This is a genomic window from Vreelandella venusta (assembly GCF_015689495.1).
In the GTDB taxonomy this organism is placed as follows: Bacteria; Pseudomonadota; Gammaproteobacteria; order Pseudomonadales; family Halomonadaceae; genus Vreelandella; species Vreelandella venusta.
The window spans coordinates 2870882-2894237 of record NZ_CP065135.1; the positions used below are offsets into that span (position 1 = coordinate 2870882).

The window sequence follows — 23356 nt, forward strand, 5'->3', positions numbered from 1 at the left end:
GCCCGACATTCTGTCATTCCCGCATGTCCTTAGCGGGAATCCAGTTTGATGTTAGTACTCCGGCCTCGGCGAGTAAGGTCAAGGTGGATTCCCGATAAACCCACTCGGGAATGACGGGGGTGTGGTTTGTCGGGAATGGCGCCTACTGACTGTCATTCCTGCGTGCCCGACGTTCTGTCATTCCCGCATGCCCGACATTCTGTCATTCCCGCATGCCCGACATTCTGTCATTCCCGCATGTCCTTAGCGGGAATCCAGTTTGATGTTAGTACTCCGGCCTCGGCGAGTAAGGTCAAGGTGGATTCCCGATAACCCCACTCGGGAATGACGGGGGTGTGATTTGTCGGGAATGGCGCCTACTGACTGTCATTCCTGCGTGCCCGACGTTCTGTCATTCCCGCATGCCCGACATTCTGTCATTCCCGCATGCCCTTAGCGGGAATCCAGTTTGATGTTAGTACTCCGGCCTCGGCGAGTAAGGTCAAGGTGGATTCCCGATAACCCCACTCGGGAATGACACCTTACACCTCGTCATTCCCGCATGTCCGACGTTCTGTCATTCCCGCATGTCCTTAGCGGGAATCCAGTTTGGTTCTGGTAGCCAAGCTAAAGTATGTCAGGGTAGAGGTCTTTCCAATGTGGGTTGTGATTCTCGATTAACTGGATTTTCCAAGCTCTGTTCCATTTCTTTAGTTGCTTCTCGCGCTTTATAGCCGCCTCTATATCACTCGCTTGTTCAAAGTATACGAGTTGATTGATTGCATACCTTGCTGTGAAACCGTCGTGCGACTGCTGCTTGTGCTGCCATGCTCGCTGGGCCAAGTTACTGGTCACACCGATATAAAGTGTGCCGCGTTTTCTGCTGGCCATTATGTATACGCAAGGCTGTTTGTGCATGGCACAACCGGGCTATTGATCCAGATACTCACGCAGTGTCAGCCCCAGCTGGCTTTGCCAGGTGGGCATGGTGATGCCTAGTGAGTTTTCAAGCTTGCTTAGCGCCATTCGCGAATTTAACGGACGCTTGGCGGGTGTTGGATACTCGGCAGTGGAAATACCCGCGACGCCTTCGGGTGCAATAGCAAGCTCTTCCCCTAGCCCACGGGCTGTTTTAAAAATCTCACTAGCGAAGCCATACCAACTTGTCTCTCCCCTGGGCGCTAAGTGGTATATGCCTTGGGGGATGTTAATAGTGAATAGAGAATGGTGAGTGGTGGATGGCGAGTGGTGATTGGTGCAAGCCAAGGCAGTGATTTGGGCGATTAGACGCGCGGGGGTAGGCGCACCAATTTGATCGCTGACAATGTTCAGTGCTTCCCGCTCGCGACCAAGGCGTAGCATGGTTTTCATAAAGTTATTGCCACGCGCGGCATATACCCAACTCGTGCGAAAAATCAGGTGCTTGGCGCCGCTACTAACGACGGCGTCATCACCTTCCAGCTTGGTTTGTCCGTAAATACTTAGCGGGCCAGTGAGGCTGTCTTCCTGCCAAGGCTTTTCGCCATTGCCTGGGTAGACGTAATCCGTTGAGTAATGCACCAGGGGAATGCCCTGCATCGCGGCGTAATCAGCCAACTGCGCTGGCAGTTTAGCGTTTAGACGCTTTGCCTGCTCTGGTTCACTCTCGGCTTTATCAACGGCTGTGTAGGCCGCAGCATTGAGGATCAGCCCAGGCTGGTGTTTTTCAAGATAAACATTGACGGCTTCGGCGTTGGTTAGGTCGAGCTCTTGGCGTGTCGGGGCCAAGATAGTGCCGAAAGGGTCAAATTGGCGCTGTAATTCAAAGCCTACTTGGCCGTTACCGCCAGTGATGAAGATATTCATAGTGAAGCCTTAACGTCAATCGATTGCGCAACCTGCAGCGCGGCGAAATGAGGCCGCAAGGAACGAGCGGTACCAAGGCACCCGCGAAATCCGAAAGCCTGTTGCGGGTGCGCCGTAGGCTTACCACGCACTACGTGTTGGTGCCCAGCCGTTGATAGCTGCCGTCTTGCACGCGTTTCCACCAGGTTTCGTTGGCGAGATACCATTGCACGGTTTTGCGCAGGCCGGTTTCGAAGGTTTCTTCTGGTGCCCAGCCGAGTTCTCGTTCAATTTTGCCAGCATCAATGGCATAACGTACGTCGTGGCCTGGGCGATCAGTCACAAACGTGATCAGCTCACGGTATGAGCTCTCTTGTGGAACTAGCTCTTGCAACAGATCACACAGTGTTTCAACAACAGTGAGATTAGCTTTTTCGTTATGCCCGCCGATATTGTAGGTTTCGCCGATTTCGCCTTCCGTCGCCACTTTGATCAAGGCGCGAGCGTGATCTTCAACATATAGCCAATCGCGAATTTGCTGGCCATCACCGTAGACCGGCAACGGCTTACCCGCTAAGGCATTTAGAATCATCAACGGAATTAACTTTTCGGGGAAGTGATACGGCCCGTAGTTGTTAGAGCAGTTGGTAATCAGTGTGGGCAAGCCATAGGTGCGCTGCCAGGCACGAACCAGATGGTCTGAACTGGCTTTACTCGCTGAGTATGGCGAGCTAGGCGCGTAGGACGTTTCTTCGGTGAAGAGGTCATCGGTTCCGTCTAGATCGCCATACACTTCATCGGTACTGATATGGTGAAAACGGAATGCTTCTGCTTTGGCAGCCTCTTGCTGCTGTAAGCTTTTCCAGTAAGCACGGGCAGCTTCTAATAGAACCGACGTACCGACCACATTGGTTTGAATAAACGCGGCGGGGCCATCGATGGAACGGTCTACATGGCTTTCTGCAGCTAGGTGCATCACTACGTCGGGTTGGTGCCGTTCAAACAACTGCTGCATCGCAGGTGCATCACAAATATCTGCTTGCACAAACGTGTAGCGTTCACTGTCGGCGACACTTTCCAGCGATTCTAGATTGCCTGCATAGGTGAGCTTATCAACATTCACGACATGGTTGTCGGTGTTATGGATTAACTCACGAATAACGGCAGAGCCGATGAAGCCCGCTCCACCGGTAATAAAAAAAGTTTTACTCATACTGCAATCTCAGTAACTGCCTTATTGGCTATCTTATTAGCGCTGACGCTAGCGTGTGCTTTGCCGTAACTCTAAGTTTTCACGTGCTTCTCTTGCTCTGCTGCTCGCTTCTTTCACTGCATTTTTAGCAGCCGCGAGTGCCTCTTTGTCTTCCTGCTCTTTGGCATCAGCCAGAATTTCTTGAGCGGCTTTTAAATCGGCGTGGCAGGCTTGTAGGTATTTACGAGCCCCTACCACATCGCTAGGCAATTCAGACTGACGTTGCTTTTTGTCTACATCTGCATGATAGGCGGCAATAGCATCGTTGATATCGTCGTACCAAAAGGCGCTGCCTTTTTTAAGATAAACACCTGCTTGGCAGAGGTCTTTCAAAATACCTTCTGAGTGGGAAACCATTATCAAAGAGGCTTGACCCGTTTTCGATTCAAATAGCTCTTTCGCTTTGGCTTTAAATGCGCGATCGCCAACGGCAGTGGCTTCATCGGAAATGTAGACATCAAAATCAAACGCAAGCGATAAACCAAACGAAATACGTGATTTCATGCCCGATGAATAAGTCCGAATAGGCTCATCAAAGGCTGGACCAATTTCTGCGAACTCTTCTACGAATTTGATAACCCGTTTGACCTCTTCGGGGTTACTGCCTTGCACCCGGGCAACGAATTTAACGTTTTGGCGTCCCGTCATGTTGCCCTGCATTCCCCCAGAAAGACCAACCGGCCACGAAACGCGGCTATGGCGAATCACTTCGCCGCGCTCAGGGGTATCCATGCCAGCAATAAGACGTAAAAGTGTTGATTTACCTGCTCCGTTCGCGCCTATCAAGCCTACACTAACGCCCATAGGGATAGTGAAATTGACGTCTTTTAGTACCCAGTCGCTACCATGATGGTTGTGGTAACGCTTGTAGAGGTGTTTGATTTCAATCATTTTGAATTCGTGAACTAGTAAGTGGTGAACTCATGAATAGTGAATGGTGAATAGTAAATAGGAAATTTATGGGCAAGTTAGTTTCACCGACTCTTTAAGTGTTTAATAGGTAGCGAGCGGTAAGAGAGCCACACTACAAATTGATATCAAGCGGTTTGCTGCTGCGCTGATAAAGCGCTTCTAGTTCATGTTTGAGCGCGTTTTTAGCGTTTTTTTCGCCGTGTACAAGGCGTATGGTATGAGGCCAGCGGCGCATGCGCTTTACGAAGTTAAGCAGGTCTTTTTGGTCTGCATGAGCGGAGTAGCCGCTAATGGTGGTAATGCCTGCATTGATGTCGATACGCTGACCATCAATTTCCACCCAACCGCCCTGCGGGCCATATTGCTGTATTGCTCGTCCTGGCGTACCGGCCCCTTGGTATCCCACAAACAACACCTGGTGACGATCATCGCCTAACATGGCTTTTAGGTAGTTCATGATGCGCCCACCTGCACACATGCCACTGGCGGCAATGACTACCGCTGGACGGCCAGTTTTCGCTAGGTATTGGACAGTTTGCTCGTGGGCTTCGTGGCTTTCTACGGTGTAGAGATTTTCGAAATTGAGCGGGTGGCGGCCACTGCGTAAGCGGCGTTGGGCTTCTTTATCCCAGTAGGGCTTTAACTGGCGATATACGTTGGTAAAGCGTGCAGCAAGCGGTGAATCAACAATAATTTCTATAGCTTGCCACTGATTGTTTTTGGCGTTGCGTTTGGCTTCATAAATAATGCCCTCCAGCTCGTAAAGCAGCTCTTGGGTACGGCCAATGCTGAAGGCGGGCACCATGACCGTACCGCCGTTAGCCAGGGCTTGTTCAATGGCAGTTTTAAGCGTGGCACGGCGCTCGCGACGTCCCACGTGCTGGCGGTCGCCGTAGGTGCTTTCGAGAACTAGCTGGTCACAGCCATAGGGTGATTTAGGCGCGGGCAATAGCGGAGCGTAGGGTGCCCCTAAATCACCGCTAAAGACAACTCGCTCTTTGCTGCCATTAGCATACTGGTGGGCAACTTCAACATAGCTGGAACCGAGTATGTGCCCTGCTCGTTTAAACTTGATGCGGGTAGTAATGCCCTGCTTACCCTTTTCGCAACCATTCACAACCGAGTGCCATTTGCCGTAAGCCACGCTGACAATTTGTGACTCAAGCTGGGCTTGGAAACGCTGGATCAGTTCTGCATTACGCGTGAAACCGATTTTTAAAGCGTCTTCAATAACCAGCGGTAATAGCGTTGCCGACGGAATGGAGCAAATAATCGGGCCTTTAAAACCCGCTGCCAACAAGTATGGCAGCCGCCCGACGTGGTCAATATGTACGTGGGTAATAATCAGCGCTTTAACGGTGCTGATATCAAATTCAATTTGCAGCTGCTGAAAGCTATCTTGCGCTGCGTCTTCACCTTGGAATAGGCCGCAGTCGACTAACAGTGAGTTTTCACTATTGAGAATTAGCTGGTGACAACTGCCCGTTACGCCTGTTGCACCACCATGATGGATGATATCTAGCATCGAAAATTCCTTTTTCGGTGGCGCATTGATTTTGTAGCGCGGTGTAAGCGTCAGCGCACCCGCGGGGTATCAATGTGGTGCTGGCTGGAGGCCTTTGGGCGGCTGCGCCGCCGTTGCGGGTGCCTCGGTTTCGCTCGTTCCTCGCGACCTCGTTACACCGCACTACGTTGTGCATTGATCTTGTAGCGCGGTGTAAGCGTCAGCGCACCCGCCTTACAAAAAAGCCTTTTCTTTAATCCCTGTGGTCTTTCACGATCATTATGATCATGCTGAGGATAAAGGCTAGGAAGATAGTGATGATAGCGAACACGCTGCTGTTATAAAGGCGGTTTGGTTCGGTTGGGTACTCTGGAAGTAGCGGGCTTTGCAGTACGCTAACCTGCTTGAGTTGGCGGGCAGCTTCCAAGCGAGTGTTTTCCAACGCGGCTAACGCGCTTGAATAGGTTTCCTGAGCAAACTGAGCTTGAAGCTCTAGCGTTTCGTACTCTGCTGATACGCGGTTTAGCGAATCACCGGTTGCCTGTGCTAAGCGGTCGCGCTGCTCAGCGATTTGATCACGTAACGCGGTGATGCTGCGCTCTATTTGGCGCAGCTCGGCGGATTGCGCGCTTTGAAAGCTTGCTAATGCATTGCGTTGCGCCTGTAAGCGAGCTAAATCGCCTTCTAGCGTCGCGACTACTTGGTTAATGCTTTCCACCGTTGAGGTTGGCGATACTAAGCCATACTCGTTTTGAAACTCTAGGAGCTCCGAACGGGTTTCACGAAAGCGATCTTCCAAGCGAATCATTTGCTGCTCTAGGAAACGAACCTGCTCATCTGCTAAACGGTGGCCCATCTCATTCATGTGGTTTTCACCAGCTTCTAACAGCAGTGCAGCCATATCTCTGGAGAATTCAGGCGTGTAGCCCTGAACGTAAATATTCAGAACACCGGCATACTCATCCAGCTCTACTTCTACCCGACGCAGATAGTATTTATGTAGATCTTCAATGGGCACGTCAGGGTTGCGCAGTTTGGCAAAAATATCGCCGTGTTCGCTATAGTGCTGGCGAATATCGAGCTGCTCATCCAGCAAACGCAACATATCAACAGACAGCAGATGCTCACGCAGTAACAATAAATCGTGGGTATTGCCACCACCGCCCATCAATGACGAAAGGCTGAATTCCGGCGTGGCAACCTGAGGACTTTCTAGCACTACCGTTGCACGGGACACATAGCGCTCTTCTGCCCATACAAACCAATAAAATGACACTAGCAGAATAGCTAAAAATGCTAACGCCCAGTGGGGGGAGGCTTTTACAAATCGACTTAGGGAAGCTTGCATGAATTATTTTGCCTTTAACTGATCAACAAAACGCAGGTGCATCAGTAGCCCTAGCGATATTAAAGTGAGAGTGAACAGCCACATATAGAGCATGCTGGTTCCGTGTACCACTTCATAGTTTTCGAAAAAACCTAATCGAAGTGTTTCCAGCCCGTGAGGAATAGGATTAAGCAGTAAGTATTCCAGCAGCCAATGCGGCAAGCTATTTAGCGGCAAAATAACGCCTGAAATAATTAATAGTGGCAACGAAATCACACGTACTACGATGCCTATTTCAGGCACCAATGTTGCAGCGACTGAGGTGACCAACCCTAAACCTAACCCCAAACTCCAAAGTGACAACCAGGCGGCCATCACGCGGATCGCATTATCGGGGTAAAGATCCAACCCCAGCATTAATCCACCGCCAATAAAAATCAGAAAAATCAAGCTACGTAGCGTTCCTTCAAGAAAGTTACGCACTAAAACCGGGTCAATCGGTTGCACTTGGCGATAGGCGAACAGCGCTTTGTTGCCATCAATTGCTCCCATCCCGCGCATCATTCCTTCACGAACAAGAAAGAACCCCATTAAGCCTGCGATCATCCAAGGAATAAAATCAGCATTGGCAATTATCCGACCACCACTGAGGAAACTACGTATGCCTACCATAATGCCGACAAAGGCAACGGGTTCAAAGATCATCCAGAACCAGCCCATGCGATCGCCCATGGTGCGTGACAGCGCCTCACGCACGAACATGGCATACCAAACGCTACGGGTGACTTGCCAAGGCGTACGGGCGCCCTTAGGCGCTCCTTTTACATTTGCCATAGCTCTACTTTTAAATAAGTGGGACTGTGAGGCGTGAGGCGTGAGGCGTGAGGTGTTAGCGGTTTCCCCCTCACACCTCACTCTTCACCATTTACAGATCAACTGCCACGCGGGTAGCGACAGCAATTTGGAACAATATCTGCGTCAGCGTAGAAGCTAGCTGCAGATTGTGGGTAGGTGCGGCAGGCATGACCAGAATTTCATCGCCGGGGCGTAGGTTAACGTTGCGGGCATTTTCCACCGCGCCGTTCTGTCGAACTACTAAAATGTGGTCTTCATCGGCGCGGTTAGTGAACCCACCAGCGCTTTCGATGTAGTCAATCACGTTCATACCCGGGCGATAAACAGCAGCCTGAGGCACGAGCACTTCGCCGCTGATAAGCATCGAGTCGCTCAGTTCAGGGATAGTGATAACATCGCCGTCCTGCAGGCGAATATCAGAAATCTGATCGTTGTAGGCGACTACCAAACGGCCACTAGGCTCTAGCTCGCGGGCACGCTCAATGAAGTTTTGGATCAGCTCGGCCTCTTGGGCACGAATTTTCGCTTCTTCATTGGTGCTGGATTCAGCGCCGAGGTAGGTAGTTTCTAAGCGGCGCAAGCTATCTTCCATGGATTGCTGTTGCTGCTGCCTAACACTTTCGCGCTGAAGCGAAACACTTTCCACCGCTGTCATGTTTTCCGGCACGGGGATAGCATCTAGCAGTTCGCTTAAGCGAGCGTCACGGGGTAAAGCGTAACGTGAAGGCCCGTAGTAACTACCTTCTATTTCCACCACAATAGTCTCACTGCGCTTGTCAGCGCTGAACAAGACTTCATCGCCACTACGAATGGTTTGACTGTAGAACTTATCAATTGGGAAGTATTGAGCGATGGGCCCCTCTTCCCGATTACCACGCAGCAGCACATGGGAAACACCACTTCTTAAGCGCGCCAAATCAACTAACTCGGCACCACTTAACTGGTTACCCAGCAATTCATAGCGGTGCTCACGGTGTACATCACCGCCCACCGCAATCGCGGGGCCACGCTCTTCGACCACGATGGTGTCGCCATCTTTAAACTGCGGGCGGGCAATAGAGCCATTGATAAGGAAATCATAGAGATCCACAGTGGCAACCGTACGATCATTACGCATTACGCGAATTTGCCGGTAACTGCCAAGGTCTTGGTCGATGCCGCCGGCTTGATCGAGAAAATATAGAACAGAGTCGTTCGGTGTGCCTGCGAAGCGGCCCGGATTTTCAACATAGCCAGTCACGAAAACAGCAACGGGTTGAACACCTTGTACGTTGGTATAGACCTGTACGTTTTCTGGATAAACCGACGTAATAGCACCACGCACGCTGCTATCTACTTGCTGGCTATTCTGGCCCTCTACGTTTAATGGGCCTGAGCCAGGAATAAAGATATTGCCTTGGGCATCTACCGGTAGCACACGGTCAAATTCAAATGCCCCCCAGGCGCGCACGGTCACTTGATCGCCGGGCTTTACTTGGTAGCTGGCATTTAGGCCGTCGCCCATCGCGCCGCGGAACCCACCGCTAAACAGGTTAGCCCCGAATGGCGGTAACGCATCGGGGTTTTGCGGCGCTGCGCTAACCGGGCCATAAGTGCCACTGCGCCAATCGGCACGGGGCGTATCATCTACCTGCTCTTGCTGTTCGCCAGCTTGCTCTTCCGGCAGAATAGTATTGGGTAGACTAATGCTCTGTGCCCAGCCCGCTGTGCTTACGGCACTGCCGATTACCAAAGAAGCAACGGCAACAGGGCGTTTAAACGAAAGCCGTTTAAGAAGACGAATAGCGTTCATTAGTAGCGCCCTTGTGCTGCAGTGGATGTAGCCGAAGTGCTTGGGCTCAGCACTCGCTGATTAACCCAACCATTAGGAGTCTCGCAGGTGAGTGCCGTACCGGCGGCGCCACTTCCTGATTCTACCACCCGCAGCCGCCGACACTCTCTCCCACTGGCTGCGAGGTATGGGGCATCTGCAATGATTTCGACGTTATCGCCCCATGGGCTGTACACCAAGTTCATTACTGCCCCTGCAGGCGCTTGGGATAAAAAGCCATTGAGGTTGTCATCACCCAGCAATTTAGCTGAGTCAGTATTCAACACATACTGTGCCTGCTGCTGCGTACTATTAGGATAGGTAGCGCAGCCACTAACGACAGCAACGCTTAACGCGGCCAACAGCATGCGAGCTGGCCTCGTTAACAAAAATGGGGTATTTGGCATAATATTTTCCAATGAAGAGGCACGCTACCGCCCAGGGATTTTAACGGGCGCATTCCCTTGCCCTACACAGTGCGGATGAAAAGTAGCCTACCTGCTGGCTTATCGTTTCGTGGGTCATTGTAAATTATTACCGCCCACCACTCTACATTGACAAACGAAACAGCTATTAAAACACCGCCTCAACACTAGCACTTCCTGTTACTAGCCCTCGGCATACATTCTACGCATGAAGCTCACGCAAGCAGCCGACTCGACGACTGACAGCTAATGCAGGTCTATACCTGCATTTTTTGCGCCAAAAAAAACCGGCCTCGTAATGAGGCCGGTTCTATTTCTACTTACAGGGGTTACCTGCTAAGCATGGCATGAAGCCAGGCTTAGAAGTGGTAACGCGCGCCTGTCAGGTAGTAAATGTCGTCGCCGTCAGCATTTTCAACGCTGGAATCCAGGCCGTCGAGGTTAACACTGATAGACTGCTGGTCAGCTTGGTTCAACTCAACGAATACGTCGAAGTTGCTGGAAACTTTGTAGTAAGTACCCAGGGCCCAAGCAGTACGGTCATCGTCTTCACCGTCAGTATCTACATTGTAGATATCTGCAGCGAATGCCCAAGGACCAGTGGTGTAAGTACCACCCAGACCTACAGTGTCGTAGCCGCCGCCACGAACGTCGCTGTTTTCACGACCTTCATAACCTAAACGAACAGAGAACTGGTCGCTGATGGCGTAAGAACCGATCAGGCCGCCCATGATTTCGCCATTGCCGCCGCCACGTACTACGTCGTCAACAAAACCAAGACCTAAAGTAACCGGACCTTGCTCGTAACGCACACCACCTTGGGCAGCAACTACGTTGTCAGGATCGTTGTTACCAGTCTCAACCTGGCCACGCGTGCTGTAGTGTTTCAGCTGCAGGAAGGCAGTCCAGCCTTGAAGATCAGGCGTGTAGTAACCGATAGAGTCGCCACGTGACTGTTTAGTGTGACCAGCGAACTCTAGACCACGGTCGATTTCCCAGTCGAACGGAGAAGAAACGAACTGGTTGTAGAAGGCGTCGAAGTTACCAGCTTGGAAGGTACCGTACTGCTTGCTCTGTACACCCAGGTAGCTTTGACGAACTTCGGTGAAGCCAGACTCGGTGTAACGCTCGTCACCTTTGAAGCGCCACTCTAAACGACCGAAAGCAGTCAGGTCAGAGTTAACTTCGTGGCTCATGCGCAGGCCAAGACGAGAGTAGACGTCTACGAATTCTGCGCCGTTGTCAATTTTTTGGTCAGCGTCGTTGTACTCAGGACCGCCACCAGCGATACCCATGGCGATACGGCCATAGACGTCGAGCTTGGTACCATCTTGGTCATAAACGGTAGCTGCTTGAGCGGCGGCAGAGGCACCCAGGGCGCCAATGATAGCAGTCGCTAAAAGTGTCTTTTTCATGATGTAGGTTCCTTAACTAGCTTACTGTTTCGATCGTTACCGCAAACTTATTGTGAAGTCTGCAGCTGGCTTGCGGGCCATGCTCTTTATCCCATCCTCCGGTTTTTCCCGGCGGTATGCGGCATGTCCTCAACTAAGCCTTGTTATAGTCCAATGCTCGCAGGTCAAACTCTATACTGGGATTCCAGTGAACGCAATAGAAAAAAACAGTGTTTCTTTACGATTTGCATTTTTTTTAGGGAACCCATGGGCAACTGATTGGTCTCAGCGGCCTGTAAATTTTTGCTGAAGTCCTCTTAATTTATCCTCCAAGCTAAGCGGCTTTGCTGTTTCAAGCGCATCTACCGCTTTACCTTCCTCTCTCTGCTCATGCGCCTTCACAGACGGGGGGACAGCATTTTTAGGTGCTTGTCTTGACACTTGTTTTAATGATTGCTGCTGCTTTTTATGTTTCGAAGAGCTGTATTCCGAAGATCTATGTTCCGAAGACCCGCGCTCAGAAGACGGCGCTTGCTTTGATGCATTGCTGTCTAGCTTATCTTTTCCCAACTTATCTTTTCGTCGATCACTAGCATGTCGCGCCGCTTCTTTATCAACTTTACCCGCTGGGTTGCCATCCAAGTCAATTCGCTCAGCCCCTTCTCGCATCGATTTTACATAGCGAGGCAAATTCACATAGTTAGCCAATGCTCGGCGTATTAATTTCCCTGACCAGGGTTCTCGCTGGGCCAGATCTTGATGAATGCCCACTTTCAGCGGTTTAGTATGACCAGCGAAAAAGGCGTGCGGGTAGCGTTTATACCACTGATTCAACAGCGCCTGAGGAGAAGGCGGCTGTGGCGCTGTTTCTGCGGCAACTTCGCTGATCACCTGAGAGTCAGAAGGCTTTACACCTTCCGCCGACGGCTCGGTGGCCGATACATCAGACTGAGCTGAATCCTGCAGCGGCTGTGAAGGTTGCTGAGTCTGCGGCACTTGGCTCGCCAACTGCCGTTTGAGCATTTCGTTCTCTTCACGCAACGCGTTCAGTGCGGCTTTAGTCTGCTCAAGGCGTGCTTCCAATGTCCCTAGCAGATCCAGTACTGGTGCGGCCATACCCCCTCCTTCTTTGCGCTGATCAGTCGGCGATCCGCTCATAGACTACAAAGTCGTATTGAGGCTGCCCTTCTGCTGGCTTGCCCGCTACACGCTGAACTTCCTGCCACTCTTTCATAGAGAACTCGGGAAAAACAGCATCACCCTCAACATCAATATCCACTTCAGTGATATAGAGGCGCTGAGCATAAGGAAGTGCTTGTTGATAAATCTCGCCCCCTCCCATCACCATAATTTCCTCGGCAGCTTCAATAGTGGCCTGTTGGTCGGCCAATGCCAATGCTGCTGGCAACTCGTGGCATACCCGCACGCCTTCGGCGGCAAAGCCCGCATCACGGGTTACCACAATATTGAGCCGATTGGGCAGCGGTTTACCTATTGATGCGTAGGTTTTGCGCCCCATCACAAGCGGCTTGGCTTGAGTCATGCGTTTGAAGAACTTTAGATCTTCAGGCAAGTACCAAGGTAACTTACCTTCAACCCCAATCACCCGATTTTTGGCCATTGCCACAATCATCGCTATCGGCACTAGCGGGTCATAAGCATCTTGTTGCAGGCTCATACTGCCACCTCTGCTTTGATATGGGGATGCGACTCATACGCTTCGATGCTGATGTCGTCAAAGGTGAAGTCAAACAGATTGGTTACCTGGGGGTTAAGCACCAGACGCGGTGGTGCTTTAGGTGTGCGACTTAACTGCTCCTGAGCTTGCTCAAGGTGGTTACTGTAAAGATGAGCATCACCCAACGTATGCACAAATTCGCCGGGCTCTAGGCCAGTTACCTGCGCCACCATACTGAGCAGTAACGCATAGCTTGCAATGTTGAATGGTACACCTAAGAAAATATCCGCACTGCGCTGGTAAAGCTGGCACGAGAGACGCCCATTGGCCACATAAAACTGAAACAAGCAGTGGCAAGGCGGCAATTTCATTTCATCAACTTGGCCAGGATTCCAGGCTGAAACAATCAGTCGCCGTGACTGAGGCGTCGTACGAATCTGCTCCAATACATGAGCAATCTGATCGACACTACCGCCCTTGGGGCTCGGCCAACTGCGCCACTGATAACCATAGACCGGACCAAGATTACCGTTTTCATCGGCCCACTCGTCCCAAATGCGTACACCATGCTCTTTGAGATACCCGATATTGGTATCACCTTTAAGAAACCACAGCAGCTCATGAATAATAGAACGCAGGTGCAGCTTTTTAGTGGTTAGCAGCGGAAAACCACGAGAGAGGTCGAAACGCATTTGATGACCAAACACTGAGCGCGTACCGACACCAGTGCGATCATTCCTATCAACGCCTTGCTCCATTACGGTGCGCATTAGGTCGAGATACGGTTGTTCTAGCGCTTCTTTCGGCATGGGCGTTATTGCAGTCACAGAAATTCCAGATTAACAGGCAATGAAATTGGATATTCTAGGCTGGTACAGGGGGGTAGGTCGAGCCTAATTAGATCACCATCGCGGGTGCGCTGCGCTTACCACGCGCTACAAAACCTTTAATGTCAATCTATTGCGATTATCGTAGCGCGGCGTAACGAATCTTGAGAGGAACGAACAAATGAGGCACCCGCGACAGAGGCCGTCGCTCTGCTTAATAACAGCGCCGCTTCGCGCTGGAGCACCATCGCGGGTGCGCTGCGCTTACCACGCGCTACAAAACCTTTAATGTCAATCTATTGCGATTATCGTAGCGCGGCGTAACGAATCTCGTGAGGAACGAGCAAATGAGGCACCCACGACAGAGGCCGTCGCTCTGCTTAATAACAGCGCCGCTTCGCGCTGGAGCACCATCGCGGGTGCGCTACGCCTACCACGCGCTACAAAACCTTTAATGTCAATCTATTGCGATTATCGTAGCGCGGCGTAACGAATCTTGTGAGGAACGAGCAAATGAGGCACCCGCGACAGAGGCCGTCGCTCTGCTTAATAACAGCGCCGCTTCTCGCTGGAGCACCATCGCGGGTGCGCTACGCTTACCACGCGCTACAAAACCTTTAATGTCAATCTATTGCGATTATCGTAGCGCGGCGTAACGAATCTTGTGAGGAACGAGCAAATGAGGCACCCGCGACAGAGGCCGTCGCTCTGCTTAATAACAGCGCCGCTTCGCGCTGGAGCACCATCGCGGGTGCGCTACGCTTACCATGCGCTACGTCTTGACATCAATAGGTTGATTACGCGACCAGGCGATGAAAACGAGGCCTAACGCGATCATTGGAAGCGTCAGCAGCATGCCCATGGTGAACCAGCCAAAGGCGAGATAGCCAATGTGGGCATCCGGCATACGTACAAATTCCACCATAAAGCGGAAGACGCCATAGCCTAACAGGAACAACCCCGAGACCAGTCCTCTGGCGCGCGGCTTGGCAGACACCCACCACAGGATGGCAAACAGTACGATACCTTCTAGAAAGGCCTCGTACAGCGCCGAAGGGTGGCGTGGCTCTGGCCCCATACCAGGAAAGGGCATGCCCCAGGGTAGCGACGTCACGCCTCCCGGCAATTCATGGTTGATAAAATTACCAATCCGCCCAGCGCCTAAACCAATGGGCACCAACGGGGCGATGAAGTCGGCAAGGGTGAAAAACGCCAGTTGTTTACGACGTGCAAATAGCCATGCCGCAAGCAGCACTCCCAATAAACCGCCATGGAAACTCATGCCACCATCCCATACACGGAATACCCATAGCGGGTCAGCCGTCCACTGCCCTAGGCCGTAAAACAGTGCATAGCCTAGTCGCCCTCCCACCACCACACCAATGGCGCAGTAAAAAAGCAAATCACCGATATCATCTTTTGTAAGTCCAATACGGGGCGCCCGCTTACACCCTAACCACCACGCCGCCACAAACCCGACCACATACATTAAGCCGTACCAATGAACCTGCAGCGGGCCAAGTGAAATCGCTACCGGATCGATCGTTGGGTAATTAATCATTGAGACTCTCTAAAACAAACAGGAAGAAATCAGCAGCGTGGCATAAGTGAATTACGCCAAGATGAAGCGCAAGCCCACCACGGCCAGCAGCGTTGCAAATAAAAACCTCAATGCACTGGCTGGCAGCACATGAGCCAAACGAACGCCAAACCGCGCAAAAGGCACGCTGGTTAGCACAATACCGATAAAGGCAGGCCACATGACAAAGCCGGTCGCCCACTGGGGAAGAAGCGGATGCCCCCATCCCACAACAATAAACGTTAACGCACCCACCATTGCTATTGGTAAGCCACAGGCGGCAGAGGTTCCCACCGCCTGGGTCATGCTTGCACCACATCGTGAAAGCCAAGGCACTGTCATTGCGCCTCCTCCAATACCAAATAGTGCAGATATAGCGCCTACTACACCGCCAGCGATGGTCATCGCAACGCTCCCTGGCGGCGAACTACCGGGCCTTGGTGAAAGACCCAACACCATTCTGGCTGCTAACAGCAATACAAACACCCCGAACAAGGTTCCCAAAACGGTGCCAGAAAGGTTGTCTGCGATAAACGCCCCTCCGATAGCTCCGAGCATAAGTCCGGGTAACAGCGCCATAAACCATGGCTTATGAATACTGCCTTTTCGGAAGTGTCCTAATGCTGACGAAGCCCCGGTGACGACGATTGTCGCCAACGAGGTGCCTACCGCAAGATGCATGGCAATCTCGGGAGCAACCCCCTGCAAACCGAATGCAAAGACAAGCGCAGGCACAATAATTAAACCGCCCCCCACGCCAAACAAACCTGCCATAGTGCCTGCCACCGCGCCTAGCGACAAATAGCCTGCCAAAATACTTAATACTGTCATTTATTCTGCACTTGGTTATTCGCGCTGGGTAGCCACTTAGTAATCATGCTTAGTAGTGTTTCAGGCCTGTAGGGCTTGGCTAGCACGTCATCCATACCGGCAGCGTTATAAGCACCGTGACCAGCGCTATCAACATTCGCAGTGAGAGCAATCAAAATACTGCGCTGCTGACCGCCACTATGACGCTCAAAGCTTCGCCAGCGACGCGCTGTTTCTAACCCATCTAAGGTCGGCATAAAGATATCCATAAACACCAGATCATAAAAAATCGTTTGCTGACAGTCTAAAGCCTGCTCTCCGCTACTGACGCCGTCTACCTGAAGCCCTTGGGTTTCGAGCATTTGGCGCGCCAGCATTAAATTAACGGGACCATCATCGACCACCAGAATACGCAACTTGCGGTCAGCCGGCAGCAATTGCTCATAACTATCTATTTCATTGGCACTTTGCTGAACAAGGTTAGCGAGCAGTGCGCGTATATCCGCCAGCCGCTCACGCACCTGAGTAATATTTTGCAAACATGTGTCTGAATTATCCATCTGCAGCATTTCGCCCAAATGATCAAACAGGCTGTCGGCTTCACGCTGAAGTAACGTTAGATAACCAGACTTCAAACGAGACTCTTCCCGCGCACGGTCGCGTCCAGCGATTAGATGCTTCAACTGTTTTTGCTGGTGATGTAGATCATCAAGCAGCGTTTGATCAGATCGGAATCGCTCGCTTGAGGAAGCTGGAGGCTGAGCATCCTCACCTGCGCGAATGACGTCCGCCAACCGCTGATTGACCTTCGCTAAGCGGTTAAGCGGTAACTCTTCGCCGACATCTTGCGTCTGCGCGTCAGTCGGCGCCGCTTGATGATTAACCAATTGCGCCGTTTGTCGTTCTAACTCGGCCAGCTCTTGCATGTAACTGGCGCCATCTTGCTTCGCGCGACTTTTAACCAGCATCAAAAAAACACCAACATTCAAGCAACTTCCCAGTAACAACGCCAGGGTCAACCATAGCGTGGTGCTCCATGATGTTTGACTAGGAGAAAGCCCCCACACCACCAGCCCTACCAGCACACAAAGCAGCACCAAGGCCGCCTGAATAAGCAGAAGAGGCCACAACGTAGGCCAGACAATCGCATTCCAGAAGTGCTCTTGCTGATAACGTTGCATAGTGTGCGCCTTCCTAGGTGTCTTCTAAAATGTTGCGCCTCAACATGCTGGCAGCCATAGCGTGGCTAAGCATGTTTATATTAATGTTAAGTGTATGTCTACGCCTCAATACTGTCATGCCACACTGGCGAATTGGATTCCTGTTACTCTTCGAGAGCCTTATCTATGTGCTTAATTACCTTTTCTTGGTCCCCCGGCTCTTCTATACCCTTACGCTTGGCAGGAAACCGAGATGAATTCCACCAGCGCCCCACTGCCCCTCTTGCTCACTGGCAAGAACACACCGCTGTACTGGGAGGCCGCGACCTGGAAGCCGGTGGTACGTGGTTGGCCGCTAACTCCCGAGGCGTTGTCGCAGCGTTGACCAATGTGCGTGACCCAGCACTGCCAACCCCCGTTAATGCGCCCAGCCGAGGTGAACTCGTTGCTAGCGTATTACAAAGCGACGATATCGAAGCCTGGCTTAAAGAGAAAGAGCGCGCGAGCGCGCACCACTATGCCGGATTCAATCTACTGGTTGCCACACCACACCGTATGTGGCACCTGCATCGCGGTCGCCATGGGGTAGTACTGACCAGCGTGCCCCCAGGGGTACACGGCTTGTCAAATGCCACCCTGAATACACCCTGGCCAAAACTGAACTTAGTCCGTGATGCCTTGTTAAACAGTGCCGACGAACAGTGGCAGAGCGCGACGCAGCATGCGCTGCATAATTCACAAACCGCGCCCGATGAAAAGCTGCCAGATACCGGAGTGGGTTTAGCACTGGAGCGCCAGCTCTCTGCCGCGTTTATCGTGGGTGAACACTACGGCACCCGAGCAACCACTTGGTTAACACTAAACCAGCGGGGGCAAGTGACGATTACCGAGCAGCGGTTTGGGCCACTCGGTCGTTTTGAAGGAGAAGTTACGTTGGCGACACCAGCCCAACTGACATCCCATCAGCCCCAGTATTAATCGCGTGGCGGCATTAAGTGTGAGAGCTGCCACTCGTCCATACGCTGGTTGAGATGTTCATGCACCAAGGCGGGAGTATCCAGATCCAAGATCTCTTTAAGCAGTGTTTGTGCATCTTGCATTGGCACCCGGCGAATAGCGGCCCTCACCCTAGGCAAACTAGGGGCATTCATAGACAGGCTGGTAAATCCCATTGCCATTAATAACAACGCACCAGCAGGGTCACCCGCTAATTCGCCGCAAAGCGAGATCGGCTTTTCTAGCCGAGTGGCGTCTTGAGCGAGTTCTTGCAGCGCGCCCAGCAGCGCTGGGTGTAAGGCATCGTACAGGCTAGATACGCGGGGATTGTTGCGATCCACTGCGAGCAAATATTGGGTTAGGTCGTTACTGCCCACCGAGAAGAAATCGACTCGCTTCGCCAACGCATCCATTTGATAGATAGTGGCAGGCACTTCAATCATCACACCCACTTTAGGCCGTTCGACGCCGTTACCTTCTTCGCCAAGCTCTAAAATGGCGCGATCCAGTAGACGAATCGCTTCGTCCACCTCTTCCACATTGGTAATCATCGGGAAGAGCACGTAGAGATTATTCAAATCATGCGATGCTTTTAGCATGGCACGCAGCTGCACCATCAATACCTCTGGATGATCGAGGGTGACCCGCATCCCCCGCCAACCCAGGAATGGATTAGCTTCCTCAATGGGAAAGTAGGGAAGATCTTTATCGCCACCAATATCCAGCGTTCGCATGACTACCGGCAGCGGCGCAAAGCCTTCTAACTGCTCGCGGTACATGCGCATTTGCTCTTTCTCACCAGGGAAACGCTCGGTAATCATAAACGGCACTTCGGTGCGGTATAGGCCTACGCCGCCGATACGGCTTTTCAGCAGCGCCGAGGCATCAACCGCCAGCCCGGTATTTACCATTAGCGGCATGGCATGACCATCTGGCGTTTCGCTGGGCAGATCTTGCTCGTGCTCCAGAAGCTCACTCAGCGCCGCTTCCTCGGCAATCAGGCTTTCATAACGAGTTCTTAACTCTGGCGCTGGCCGCACAAACAATCGCCCCCGATGGCCATCAAGCACTACCGGGGCTCCATTTAAGCGTGGCAGCGGGAGATCCATCATCCCAAGTACCGTCGGAATCCCCATGGCACGGGCGACAATAGCAACATGGGAGGTACTCGAACCACGCACGGACACCAAGCCCTTCAGCTTATCTCTTGGCACTTCTCCCAGCATAGCAACGCTAATTTCATCACCTACCAGAATGGCATTTTCTGGGTAGGTTTCTGGGGTGGAAGGCGTGTCTTCTTGCAGGTGTGCCAGCACACGGCGGCCAAGATCGCGGATATCCGCCGCACGCTCACGTAAATAGTCGTCGTCGACGCGCTCAAGGTATTGCACATGACGACGCACCACGTCGGCCAACGCGCCAGGTGCCCACTGCCCTTCGCGAATACGCTTTTCCACTTCTTCGGAGAGCGCCGCTTCGCCAAGCATTTGCTGATAAACATCAAACAGCGCCAGCTCTTGGGAAGAAATACGATTAACCAAGCGCTCTGCCGCGGCACGGATTTCATCGCGCGTTTTGCCAATGGCTTCTTTTAGCCGTGCGACTTCGTAGTCTTGATCGCTGGGAATAAGGTCGGGCACGCTATTTAGGTCAGCGGGCGGCGTAATGACTACCGCCTCCCCCATCGCCATGCCTGGAGAAGCCGCCACGCCTTTAAACATGGCCTGACCACCCGGAAGCGCAGGGCGAGCCAAGTTGCCGGTAGCTAGCGCGTGAGCCAGCACGCCTGCCAACTGAGCAGCCATGGTTACCAGAAAAGCTTCATCTTCATCGTCGTACTGACGTTTTTCGGCTTGCTGTACGACTAAAACGCCCAACATGAGCCGCTGATGAATAATCGGCACTCCCAAGAAGCTGGAGTAACGCTCTTCGCCAGTTGCTTCAAAATAGCGAAAGTGAGGATGGGTTTGTGCATCTTCTAAATTAAGCGGCTCGCTGCGCTTAGCCACTAAGCCTACCAAGCCTTCGCCTAGCGGTAGCACAACACGGCCTACTGCTTGGGTGCGAAGGCCAATCGTCTCCATCAATACAAGTGACTCAAGCTCCTTGTCATATAAATAGAAGGAGCACACGTCAGTTTGCATGGCCTTTCGTATGCGACGTACCATCGTTGACAGCGCGGCGTCGAGGTTTCGTGCGCCATTCACTTCTTGAATAACGCGTCGCAGTACCTCAAGCATGGACGTTTTCCTATTCACTATTATTTGCCTCGCTGAGGGATTTTCGGCCAGCTGTCACTGTGCCCTTCGAACCGTTTCCTTGGAACTGTTTCTTTTGAACAGTTCACCTAGTGCAGCTTACTGGAACAGCTTCCTAGAACAGTTTTCTAGAACAGTGGAGCCCACGCTATCCATCGTGATCTTGTTGCGCCAAGCGCTGAACGCGAGGAGAAAGCTCCCGTAGCGCGCGCCGATATACCTCTCGTTTGAACGGCACCACTTGCCCCAGCGGATACCAGTAACTTACCCACCGCCAACCATCGAACTCGGGGTTAGGCGTTGCCGTCATACAGATTCGATTCTCTTGGCAGCGAATCTTGAGTAAAAACCACTTCTGCTTCTGGCCGATACAAACCGGCCGTGAGTGGGTGCGAATCATGCGTCGTGGCAGACGATAGCGCAGCCATCCCCGGGTACAGGCGACAATATCGACATCGTCGGCGGTTAGACCGATCTCCTCAAAAAGCTCACGAAAAAGCGCTTGATGTGGTGTTTCGTTTGCCTTGATGCCTCCCTGGGGAAACTGCCACGCGTTTTGCCCTACACGACGCGCCCAAAGCAGCTGCCCCTGGCTATTGGCAATAATGATGCCAACATTGGGGCGAAAGCCGTCAGCGTCGATCACGGACATCACCTTATAAATTTTCAGTTGTCCCCATTTTTCCACAAGGGAGACAAGCGTATCAATACAATATCGCCCTAAGTGGTTAAACCATGGTGACTCTGCGATAATCCGCCGCTTTGCGAGCCGTTACTGAGCTAACGACCAGCACAACTAACTAACACCATAAGGGGAGCGCCGTGAGTCTGGCCATATTCGATTTGGATAATACGCTGATATCCATCGACAGCGATCATGCCTGGGGCGAGTTTTTGCTCGAACAGGGGGCAGTTGACCCAGTTGCCTACCGCGAGGCCAATGAGCGCTTTATGGCGGACTACAATGCAGGCACACTAGACATGGCGGCTTTTTTGGAAATGGCCTTGAAGCCACTGGCTGAAAATACGCCGGAGCAGTTAGCCGCTTGGCATCAGCAGTTTATGGTCAGCAAAATCGAACCGAATATTTTACCTAAAGCAGAAGAACTGCTTGCTCGGCACCGCACGAAAGGCGATACGCTGCTGATCATCACCGCCACTAATCGCTTTATTACGGCTCCGATCGCCAATCGTTTGGGCGTGGACGACTTGATTGCAGTTGACCCAGAAATAGTAGACGGCCGCTACACCGGGCGAGTGGCAGGCACTCCCAGCTACCGCGAAGGCAAAGTAACTCGCTTAAAGCAATGGCTTGAAGGGCAAGAGTTCACTATGGATGGCGCATGGTTTTACAGCGATTCCCACAACGACCTTCCCCTGCTTGAACAGGTAGAGCACCCAGTGGCCGTCGACCCCGACGATACCCTGCGCAAGGTGGCCGAAGAACGCCAATGGCGCATTATGAGCCTACGAGACTGAGCCAACGGCCCCGCGGGTGCGCTGACGCTTACACCGCGCTACAAACCCGTTAATTCAATGCGTGGCAAACGTAGCGCGGGTAACGCATCTTGTGAGGAACGAGCTAATGAGGCACTCGCGAATGACACAGCCGCCCAATAAAAACCCCGCAAGCTTTGTGCTTGCGGGGTTTTGTATTACTGAGCATGGTTCTCAGAGCCATGTTTAGAACAGCTCAAAGAACGCTAGCTAGCATGCTTAGCCAAGCAGGTGCTCAACGGCCGCGCGCTCTTCACGCAGTTCTTTCTCGGTGGCCTGCATCTTCTCTTTGCTGAACGCGTCCAACTCAAAGCCTTGAACGATTTCATACTTGCCACCCTGACAACGCACTGGGTAGGAGTAGATGATGCCTTCTTCAATGCCGTAGCTGCCGTCAGCAGGGATTGCCATGCTAACGATACCATCGCAACCCAGCGCCCAATCACGCATGTGATCAATCGCTGAAGACGCCGCAGATGCAGCAGAAGACGCGCCACGGGCTTTGATAATTGCCGCACCGCGCTGCTGTACTGTCGGGATAAAGTCGTTTTCGTACCAGTCACGCTCAACCAGATCGAAGGCGGCTTTGCCGTCTACTTTGCACTGTGCCAGATCCGGGTACTGGGTAGCACTGTGGTTGCCCCAGATAATCATGCTGTCAACGTCAGTAACGTGCTTGCCGGTTTTCTGAGCCAACTGCGTTAGCGCACGGTTGTGGTCCAAACGCGTCATCGCAGTGAACTGGCCTGCGTCTAAATCCGGCGCATTGCAAGAAGCAATCAATGCGTTGGTGTTAGCCGGGTTACCAACTACTAGTACGCGCACGTCGCGGCTAGCGTGGTCGTTCAGCGCTTTACCTTGTACAGAGAAGATCGCGGCATTGGCTTCCAGCAGATCTTTACGCTCCATACCCGGGCCACGCGGACGCGCACCTACCAGCAAGGCGAAATCGGCATCTTTGAAGGCAACGTTCGGATCATCAGTGGCAACGATATCTTGCACTAACGGGAAAGCACAGTCGTTAACTTCCATGACAACGCCATTCAGGGCGTCCATGGCTTGGGGAATTTCGAGAAGCTGGAGAATGACTGGCTGATCCGGCCCCAGCATATCGCCAGCGGCGATGCGGAAAATAAGAGAGTAGCTGATCTGGCCGGCACCGCCGGTAATCGCAATACGTACTGGATCTTTCATCATTGCTCCTTGATGGTTCGCCTAGGATGGGTTCTCGCCTGAGAGTGGGACGACAGAACTCAAGACGCAAAGATG

At 52.3% G+C, this 23356-nt stretch carries 21 protein-coding genes; 2 read left to right on the plus strand and 19 right to left on the minus strand.

What is annotated here, in order from left to right; all coding sequences use genetic code 11:
* Nucleotides 1-606: 606 nt before the first annotated feature.
* The 16 genes from IR195_RS13665 to IR195_RS13740 form a co-directional block, all read right to left on the minus strand.
* Nucleotides 607-897 carry a GIY-YIG nuclease family protein gene (locus tag IR195_RS13665; RefSeq protein ID WP_206047840.1) on the minus strand — a complete coding sequence of 97 codons (291 nt, stop codon included), beginning with the start codon at nucleotides 895-897 and terminating at the stop codon, nucleotides 607-609.
* A gap of 12 nt (nucleotides 898-909) precedes the next feature.
* Nucleotides 910-1824: a dTDP-4-dehydrorhamnose reductase gene (gene rfbD / locus IR195_RS13670; RefSeq protein ID WP_206047841.1), complete on the minus strand. Its 915-nt coding sequence runs from the start codon at nucleotides 1822-1824 to the stop codon at nucleotides 910-912.
* Between the two features lie 130 nt (nucleotides 1825-1954).
* Nucleotides 1955-3016, minus strand: coding sequence for a dTDP-glucose 4,6-dehydratase (gene rfbB, locus IR195_RS13675; protein ID WP_146945362.1), 1062 nt, complete (start codon nucleotides 3014-3016; stop codon nucleotides 1955-1957).
* Nucleotides 3017-3064: 48 nt separating this feature from the next.
* The gene (locus tag IR195_RS13680) at nucleotides 3065-3946 is read right to left on the minus strand and encodes an ABC transporter ATP-binding protein (protein ID WP_146945363.1); all 882 of its coding nucleotides are present in this window, start codon (nucleotides 3944-3946) and stop codon (nucleotides 3065-3067) included.
* A 133-nt stretch (nucleotides 3947-4079) separates the two neighbouring features.
* The gene (locus IR195_RS13685) at nucleotides 4080-5492 is read right to left on the minus strand and encodes an MBL fold metallo-hydrolase RNA specificity domain-containing protein (RefSeq protein WP_206047842.1); all 1413 of its coding nucleotides are present in this window, start codon (nucleotides 5490-5492) and stop codon (nucleotides 4080-4082) included.
* Between the two features lie 232 nt (nucleotides 5493-5724).
* Entirely contained in the window at nucleotides 5725-6819 is a 1095-nt protein-coding gene (locus IR195_RS13690; RefSeq protein ID WP_206047843.1) for a KpsE/RkpR family capsule polysaccharide export protein, read from the minus strand.
* A 3-nt stretch (nucleotides 6820-6822) separates the two neighbouring features.
* On the minus strand, nucleotides 6823-7632 hold the full coding sequence (locus tag IR195_RS13695; RefSeq protein WP_206047844.1) for an ABC transporter permease: 810 nt from the start codon (nucleotides 7630-7632) through the stop codon (nucleotides 6823-6825).
* A gap of 91 nt (nucleotides 7633-7723) precedes the next feature.
* Nucleotides 7724-9445: a polysaccharide biosynthesis/export family protein gene (locus IR195_RS13700; protein ID WP_125749879.1), complete on the minus strand. Its 1722-nt coding sequence runs from the start codon at nucleotides 9443-9445 to the stop codon at nucleotides 7724-7726.
* Nucleotides 9445-9870: a DVU3141 family protein gene (locus IR195_RS13705; protein WP_125749882.1), complete on the minus strand. Its 426-nt coding sequence runs from the start codon at nucleotides 9868-9870 to the stop codon at nucleotides 9445-9447. The genes IR195_RS13700 and IR195_RS13705 overlap by 1 nt, the downstream gene beginning before the upstream one ends.
* A gap of 377 nt (nucleotides 9871-10247) precedes the next feature.
* The gene (locus IR195_RS13710; RefSeq protein ID WP_206047845.1) at nucleotides 10248-11303 is read right to left on the minus strand and encodes a porin; all 1056 of its coding nucleotides are present in this window, start codon (nucleotides 11301-11303) and stop codon (nucleotides 10248-10250) included.
* 264 nt (nucleotides 11304-11567) lie between these two features.
* Nucleotides 11568-12398: a ProQ/FINO family protein gene (locus tag IR195_RS13715; protein WP_206047846.1), complete on the minus strand. Its 831-nt coding sequence runs from the start codon at nucleotides 12396-12398 to the stop codon at nucleotides 11568-11570.
* Nucleotides 12399-12420: 22 nt separating this feature from the next.
* Entirely contained in the window at nucleotides 12421-12960 is a 540-nt protein-coding gene (locus tag IR195_RS13720) for a dihydrofolate reductase (protein WP_146945370.1), read from the minus strand.
* Complete coding sequence (locus IR195_RS13725; protein ID WP_171880200.1) at nucleotides 12957-13769, minus strand: thymidylate synthase; 813 nt, start codon at nucleotides 13767-13769, stop codon at nucleotides 12957-12959. The genes IR195_RS13720 and IR195_RS13725 overlap by 4 nt, the downstream gene beginning before the upstream one ends.
* 790 nt (nucleotides 13770-14559) lie before the next feature.
* A complete protein-coding gene (lgt, locus tag IR195_RS13730; RefSeq protein WP_206047847.1) occupies nucleotides 14560-15348 on the minus strand; it encodes a prolipoprotein diacylglyceryl transferase in 789 nt (262 codons plus the stop codon).
* A gap of 51 nt (nucleotides 15349-15399) precedes the next feature.
* Nucleotides 15400-16197: a sulfite exporter TauE/SafE family protein gene (locus tag IR195_RS13735; RefSeq protein ID WP_146945372.1), complete on the minus strand. Its 798-nt coding sequence runs from the start codon at nucleotides 16195-16197 to the stop codon at nucleotides 15400-15402.
* Nucleotides 16194-17357, minus strand: a complete 1164-nt coding sequence (locus IR195_RS13740) for a response regulator (protein WP_206047848.1) — start codon at nucleotides 17355-17357, stop codon at nucleotides 16194-16196. The genes IR195_RS13735 and IR195_RS13740 overlap by 4 nt, the downstream gene beginning before the upstream one ends.
* Nucleotides 17358-17522: 165 nt before the next feature.
* On the opposite strand from IR195_RS13740, the gene IR195_RS13745 reads away from it, so the two are divergent.
* Nucleotides 17523-18314, plus strand: a complete 792-nt coding sequence (locus IR195_RS13745; RefSeq protein WP_146945373.1) for an NRDE family protein — start codon at nucleotides 17523-17525, stop codon at nucleotides 18312-18314.
* Here IR195_RS13745 and ptsP read toward each other — a convergent pair.
* Together ptsP and IR195_RS13755 are read right to left on the minus strand one after the other, a co-directional pair.
* The gene (gene ptsP, locus IR195_RS13750) at nucleotides 18311-20572 is read right to left on the minus strand and encodes a phosphoenolpyruvate--protein phosphotransferase (protein WP_125749908.1); all 2262 of its coding nucleotides are present in this window, start codon (nucleotides 20570-20572) and stop codon (nucleotides 18311-18313) included. The genes IR195_RS13745 and ptsP overlap by 4 nt on opposite strands.
* Before the next feature lie 166 nt (nucleotides 20573-20738).
* Nucleotides 20739-21236: an RNA pyrophosphohydrolase gene (locus IR195_RS13755; RefSeq protein WP_125749911.1), complete on the minus strand. Its 498-nt coding sequence runs from the start codon at nucleotides 21234-21236 to the stop codon at nucleotides 20739-20741.
* 176 nt (nucleotides 21237-21412) lie between these two features.
* Here IR195_RS13755 and IR195_RS13760 point away from each other — a divergent pair, with 176 nt between their 5' ends.
* Nucleotides 21413-22069 (plus strand): histidinol-phosphatase, encoded by a 657-nt coding sequence (locus tag IR195_RS13760; RefSeq protein WP_038486032.1) that lies wholly within the window; start codon nucleotides 21413-21415, stop codon nucleotides 22067-22069.
* A 237-nt stretch (nucleotides 22070-22306) separates the two neighbouring features.
* Here the strand turns inward: IR195_RS13760 and IR195_RS13765 are convergent, their stop codons facing one another.
* Entirely contained in the window at nucleotides 22307-23281 is a 975-nt protein-coding gene (locus IR195_RS13765) for a malate dehydrogenase (RefSeq protein ID WP_125749914.1), read from the minus strand.
* Nucleotides 23282-23356: the final 75 nt, after the last annotated feature.

What these genes read in the sequence shown, in the direction of transcription:
- rfbD (WP_206047841.1), bottom strand. Translation starts at nt 1,824, where the DNA reads ATGAATATCTTCATCACTGGCGGTAACGGCCAAGTAGGCTTTGAATTA.
- ptsP (WP_125749908.1), bottom strand. Translation starts at nt 20,572, where the DNA reads ATGCTTGAGGTACTGCGACGCGTTATTCAAGAAGTGAATGGCGCACGA.
- IR195_RS13680 (WP_146945363.1), bottom strand. Translation starts at nt 3,946, where the DNA reads ATGATTGAAATCAAACACCTCTACAAGCGTTACCACAACCATCATGGT.
- IR195_RS13700 (WP_125749879.1), bottom strand. Translation starts at nt 9,445, where the DNA reads ATGAACGCTATTCGTCTTCTTAAACGGCTTTCGTTTAAACGCCCTGTT.
- IR195_RS13695 (WP_206047844.1), bottom strand. Translation starts at nt 7,632, where the DNA reads ATGGCAAATGTAAAAGGAGCGCCTAAGGGCGCCCGTACGCCTTGGCAA.
- IR195_RS13735 (WP_146945372.1), bottom strand. Translation starts at nt 16,197, where the DNA reads ATGACAGTATTAAGTATTTTGGCAGGCTATTTGTCGCTAGGCGCGGTG.
- IR195_RS13725 (WP_171880200.1), bottom strand. Translation starts at nt 13,769, where the DNA reads ATGCCGAAAGAAGCGCTAGAACAACCGTATCTCGACCTAATGCGCACC.
- IR195_RS13745 (WP_146945373.1), top strand. Translation starts at nt 17,523, where the DNA reads ATGTGCTTAATTACCTTTTCTTGGTCCCCCGGCTCTTCTATACCCTTA.
- IR195_RS13685 (WP_206047842.1), bottom strand. Translation starts at nt 5,492, where the DNA reads ATGCTAGATATCATCCATCATGGTGGTGCAACAGGCGTAACGGGCAGT.
- IR195_RS13740 (WP_206047848.1), bottom strand. Translation starts at nt 17,357, where the DNA reads ATGCAACGTTATCAGCAAGAGCACTTCTGGAATGCGATTGTCTGGCCT.
- IR195_RS13690 (WP_206047843.1), bottom strand. Translation starts at nt 6,819, where the DNA reads ATGCAAGCTTCCCTAAGTCGATTTGTAAAAGCCTCCCCCCACTGGGCG.
- IR195_RS13705 (WP_125749882.1), bottom strand. Translation starts at nt 9,870, where the DNA reads ATGCCAAATACCCCATTTTTGTTAACGAGGCCAGCTCGCATGCTGTTG.
- IR195_RS13710 (WP_206047845.1), bottom strand. Translation starts at nt 11,303, where the DNA reads ATGAAAAAGACACTTTTAGCGACTGCTATCATTGGCGCCCTGGGTGCC.
- IR195_RS13720 (WP_146945370.1), bottom strand. Translation starts at nt 12,960, where the DNA reads ATGAGCCTGCAACAAGATGCTTATGACCCGCTAGTGCCGATAGCGATG.
- IR195_RS13715 (WP_206047846.1), bottom strand. Translation starts at nt 12,398, where the DNA reads ATGGCCGCACCAGTACTGGATCTGCTAGGGACATTGGAAGCACGCCTT.
- rfbB (WP_146945362.1), bottom strand. Translation starts at nt 3,016, where the DNA reads ATGAGTAAAACTTTTTTTATTACCGGTGGAGCGGGCTTCATCGGCTCT.
- lgt (WP_206047847.1), bottom strand. Translation starts at nt 15,348, where the DNA reads ATGATTAATTACCCAACGATCGATCCGGTAGCGATTTCACTTGGCCCG.
- IR195_RS13765 (WP_125749914.1), bottom strand. Translation starts at nt 23,281, where the DNA reads ATGAAAGATCCAGTACGTATTGCGATTACCGGCGGTGCCGGCCAGATC.
- IR195_RS13665 (WP_206047840.1), bottom strand. Translation starts at nt 897, where the DNA reads ATGCACAAACAGCCTTGCGTATACATAATGGCCAGCAGAAAACGCGGC.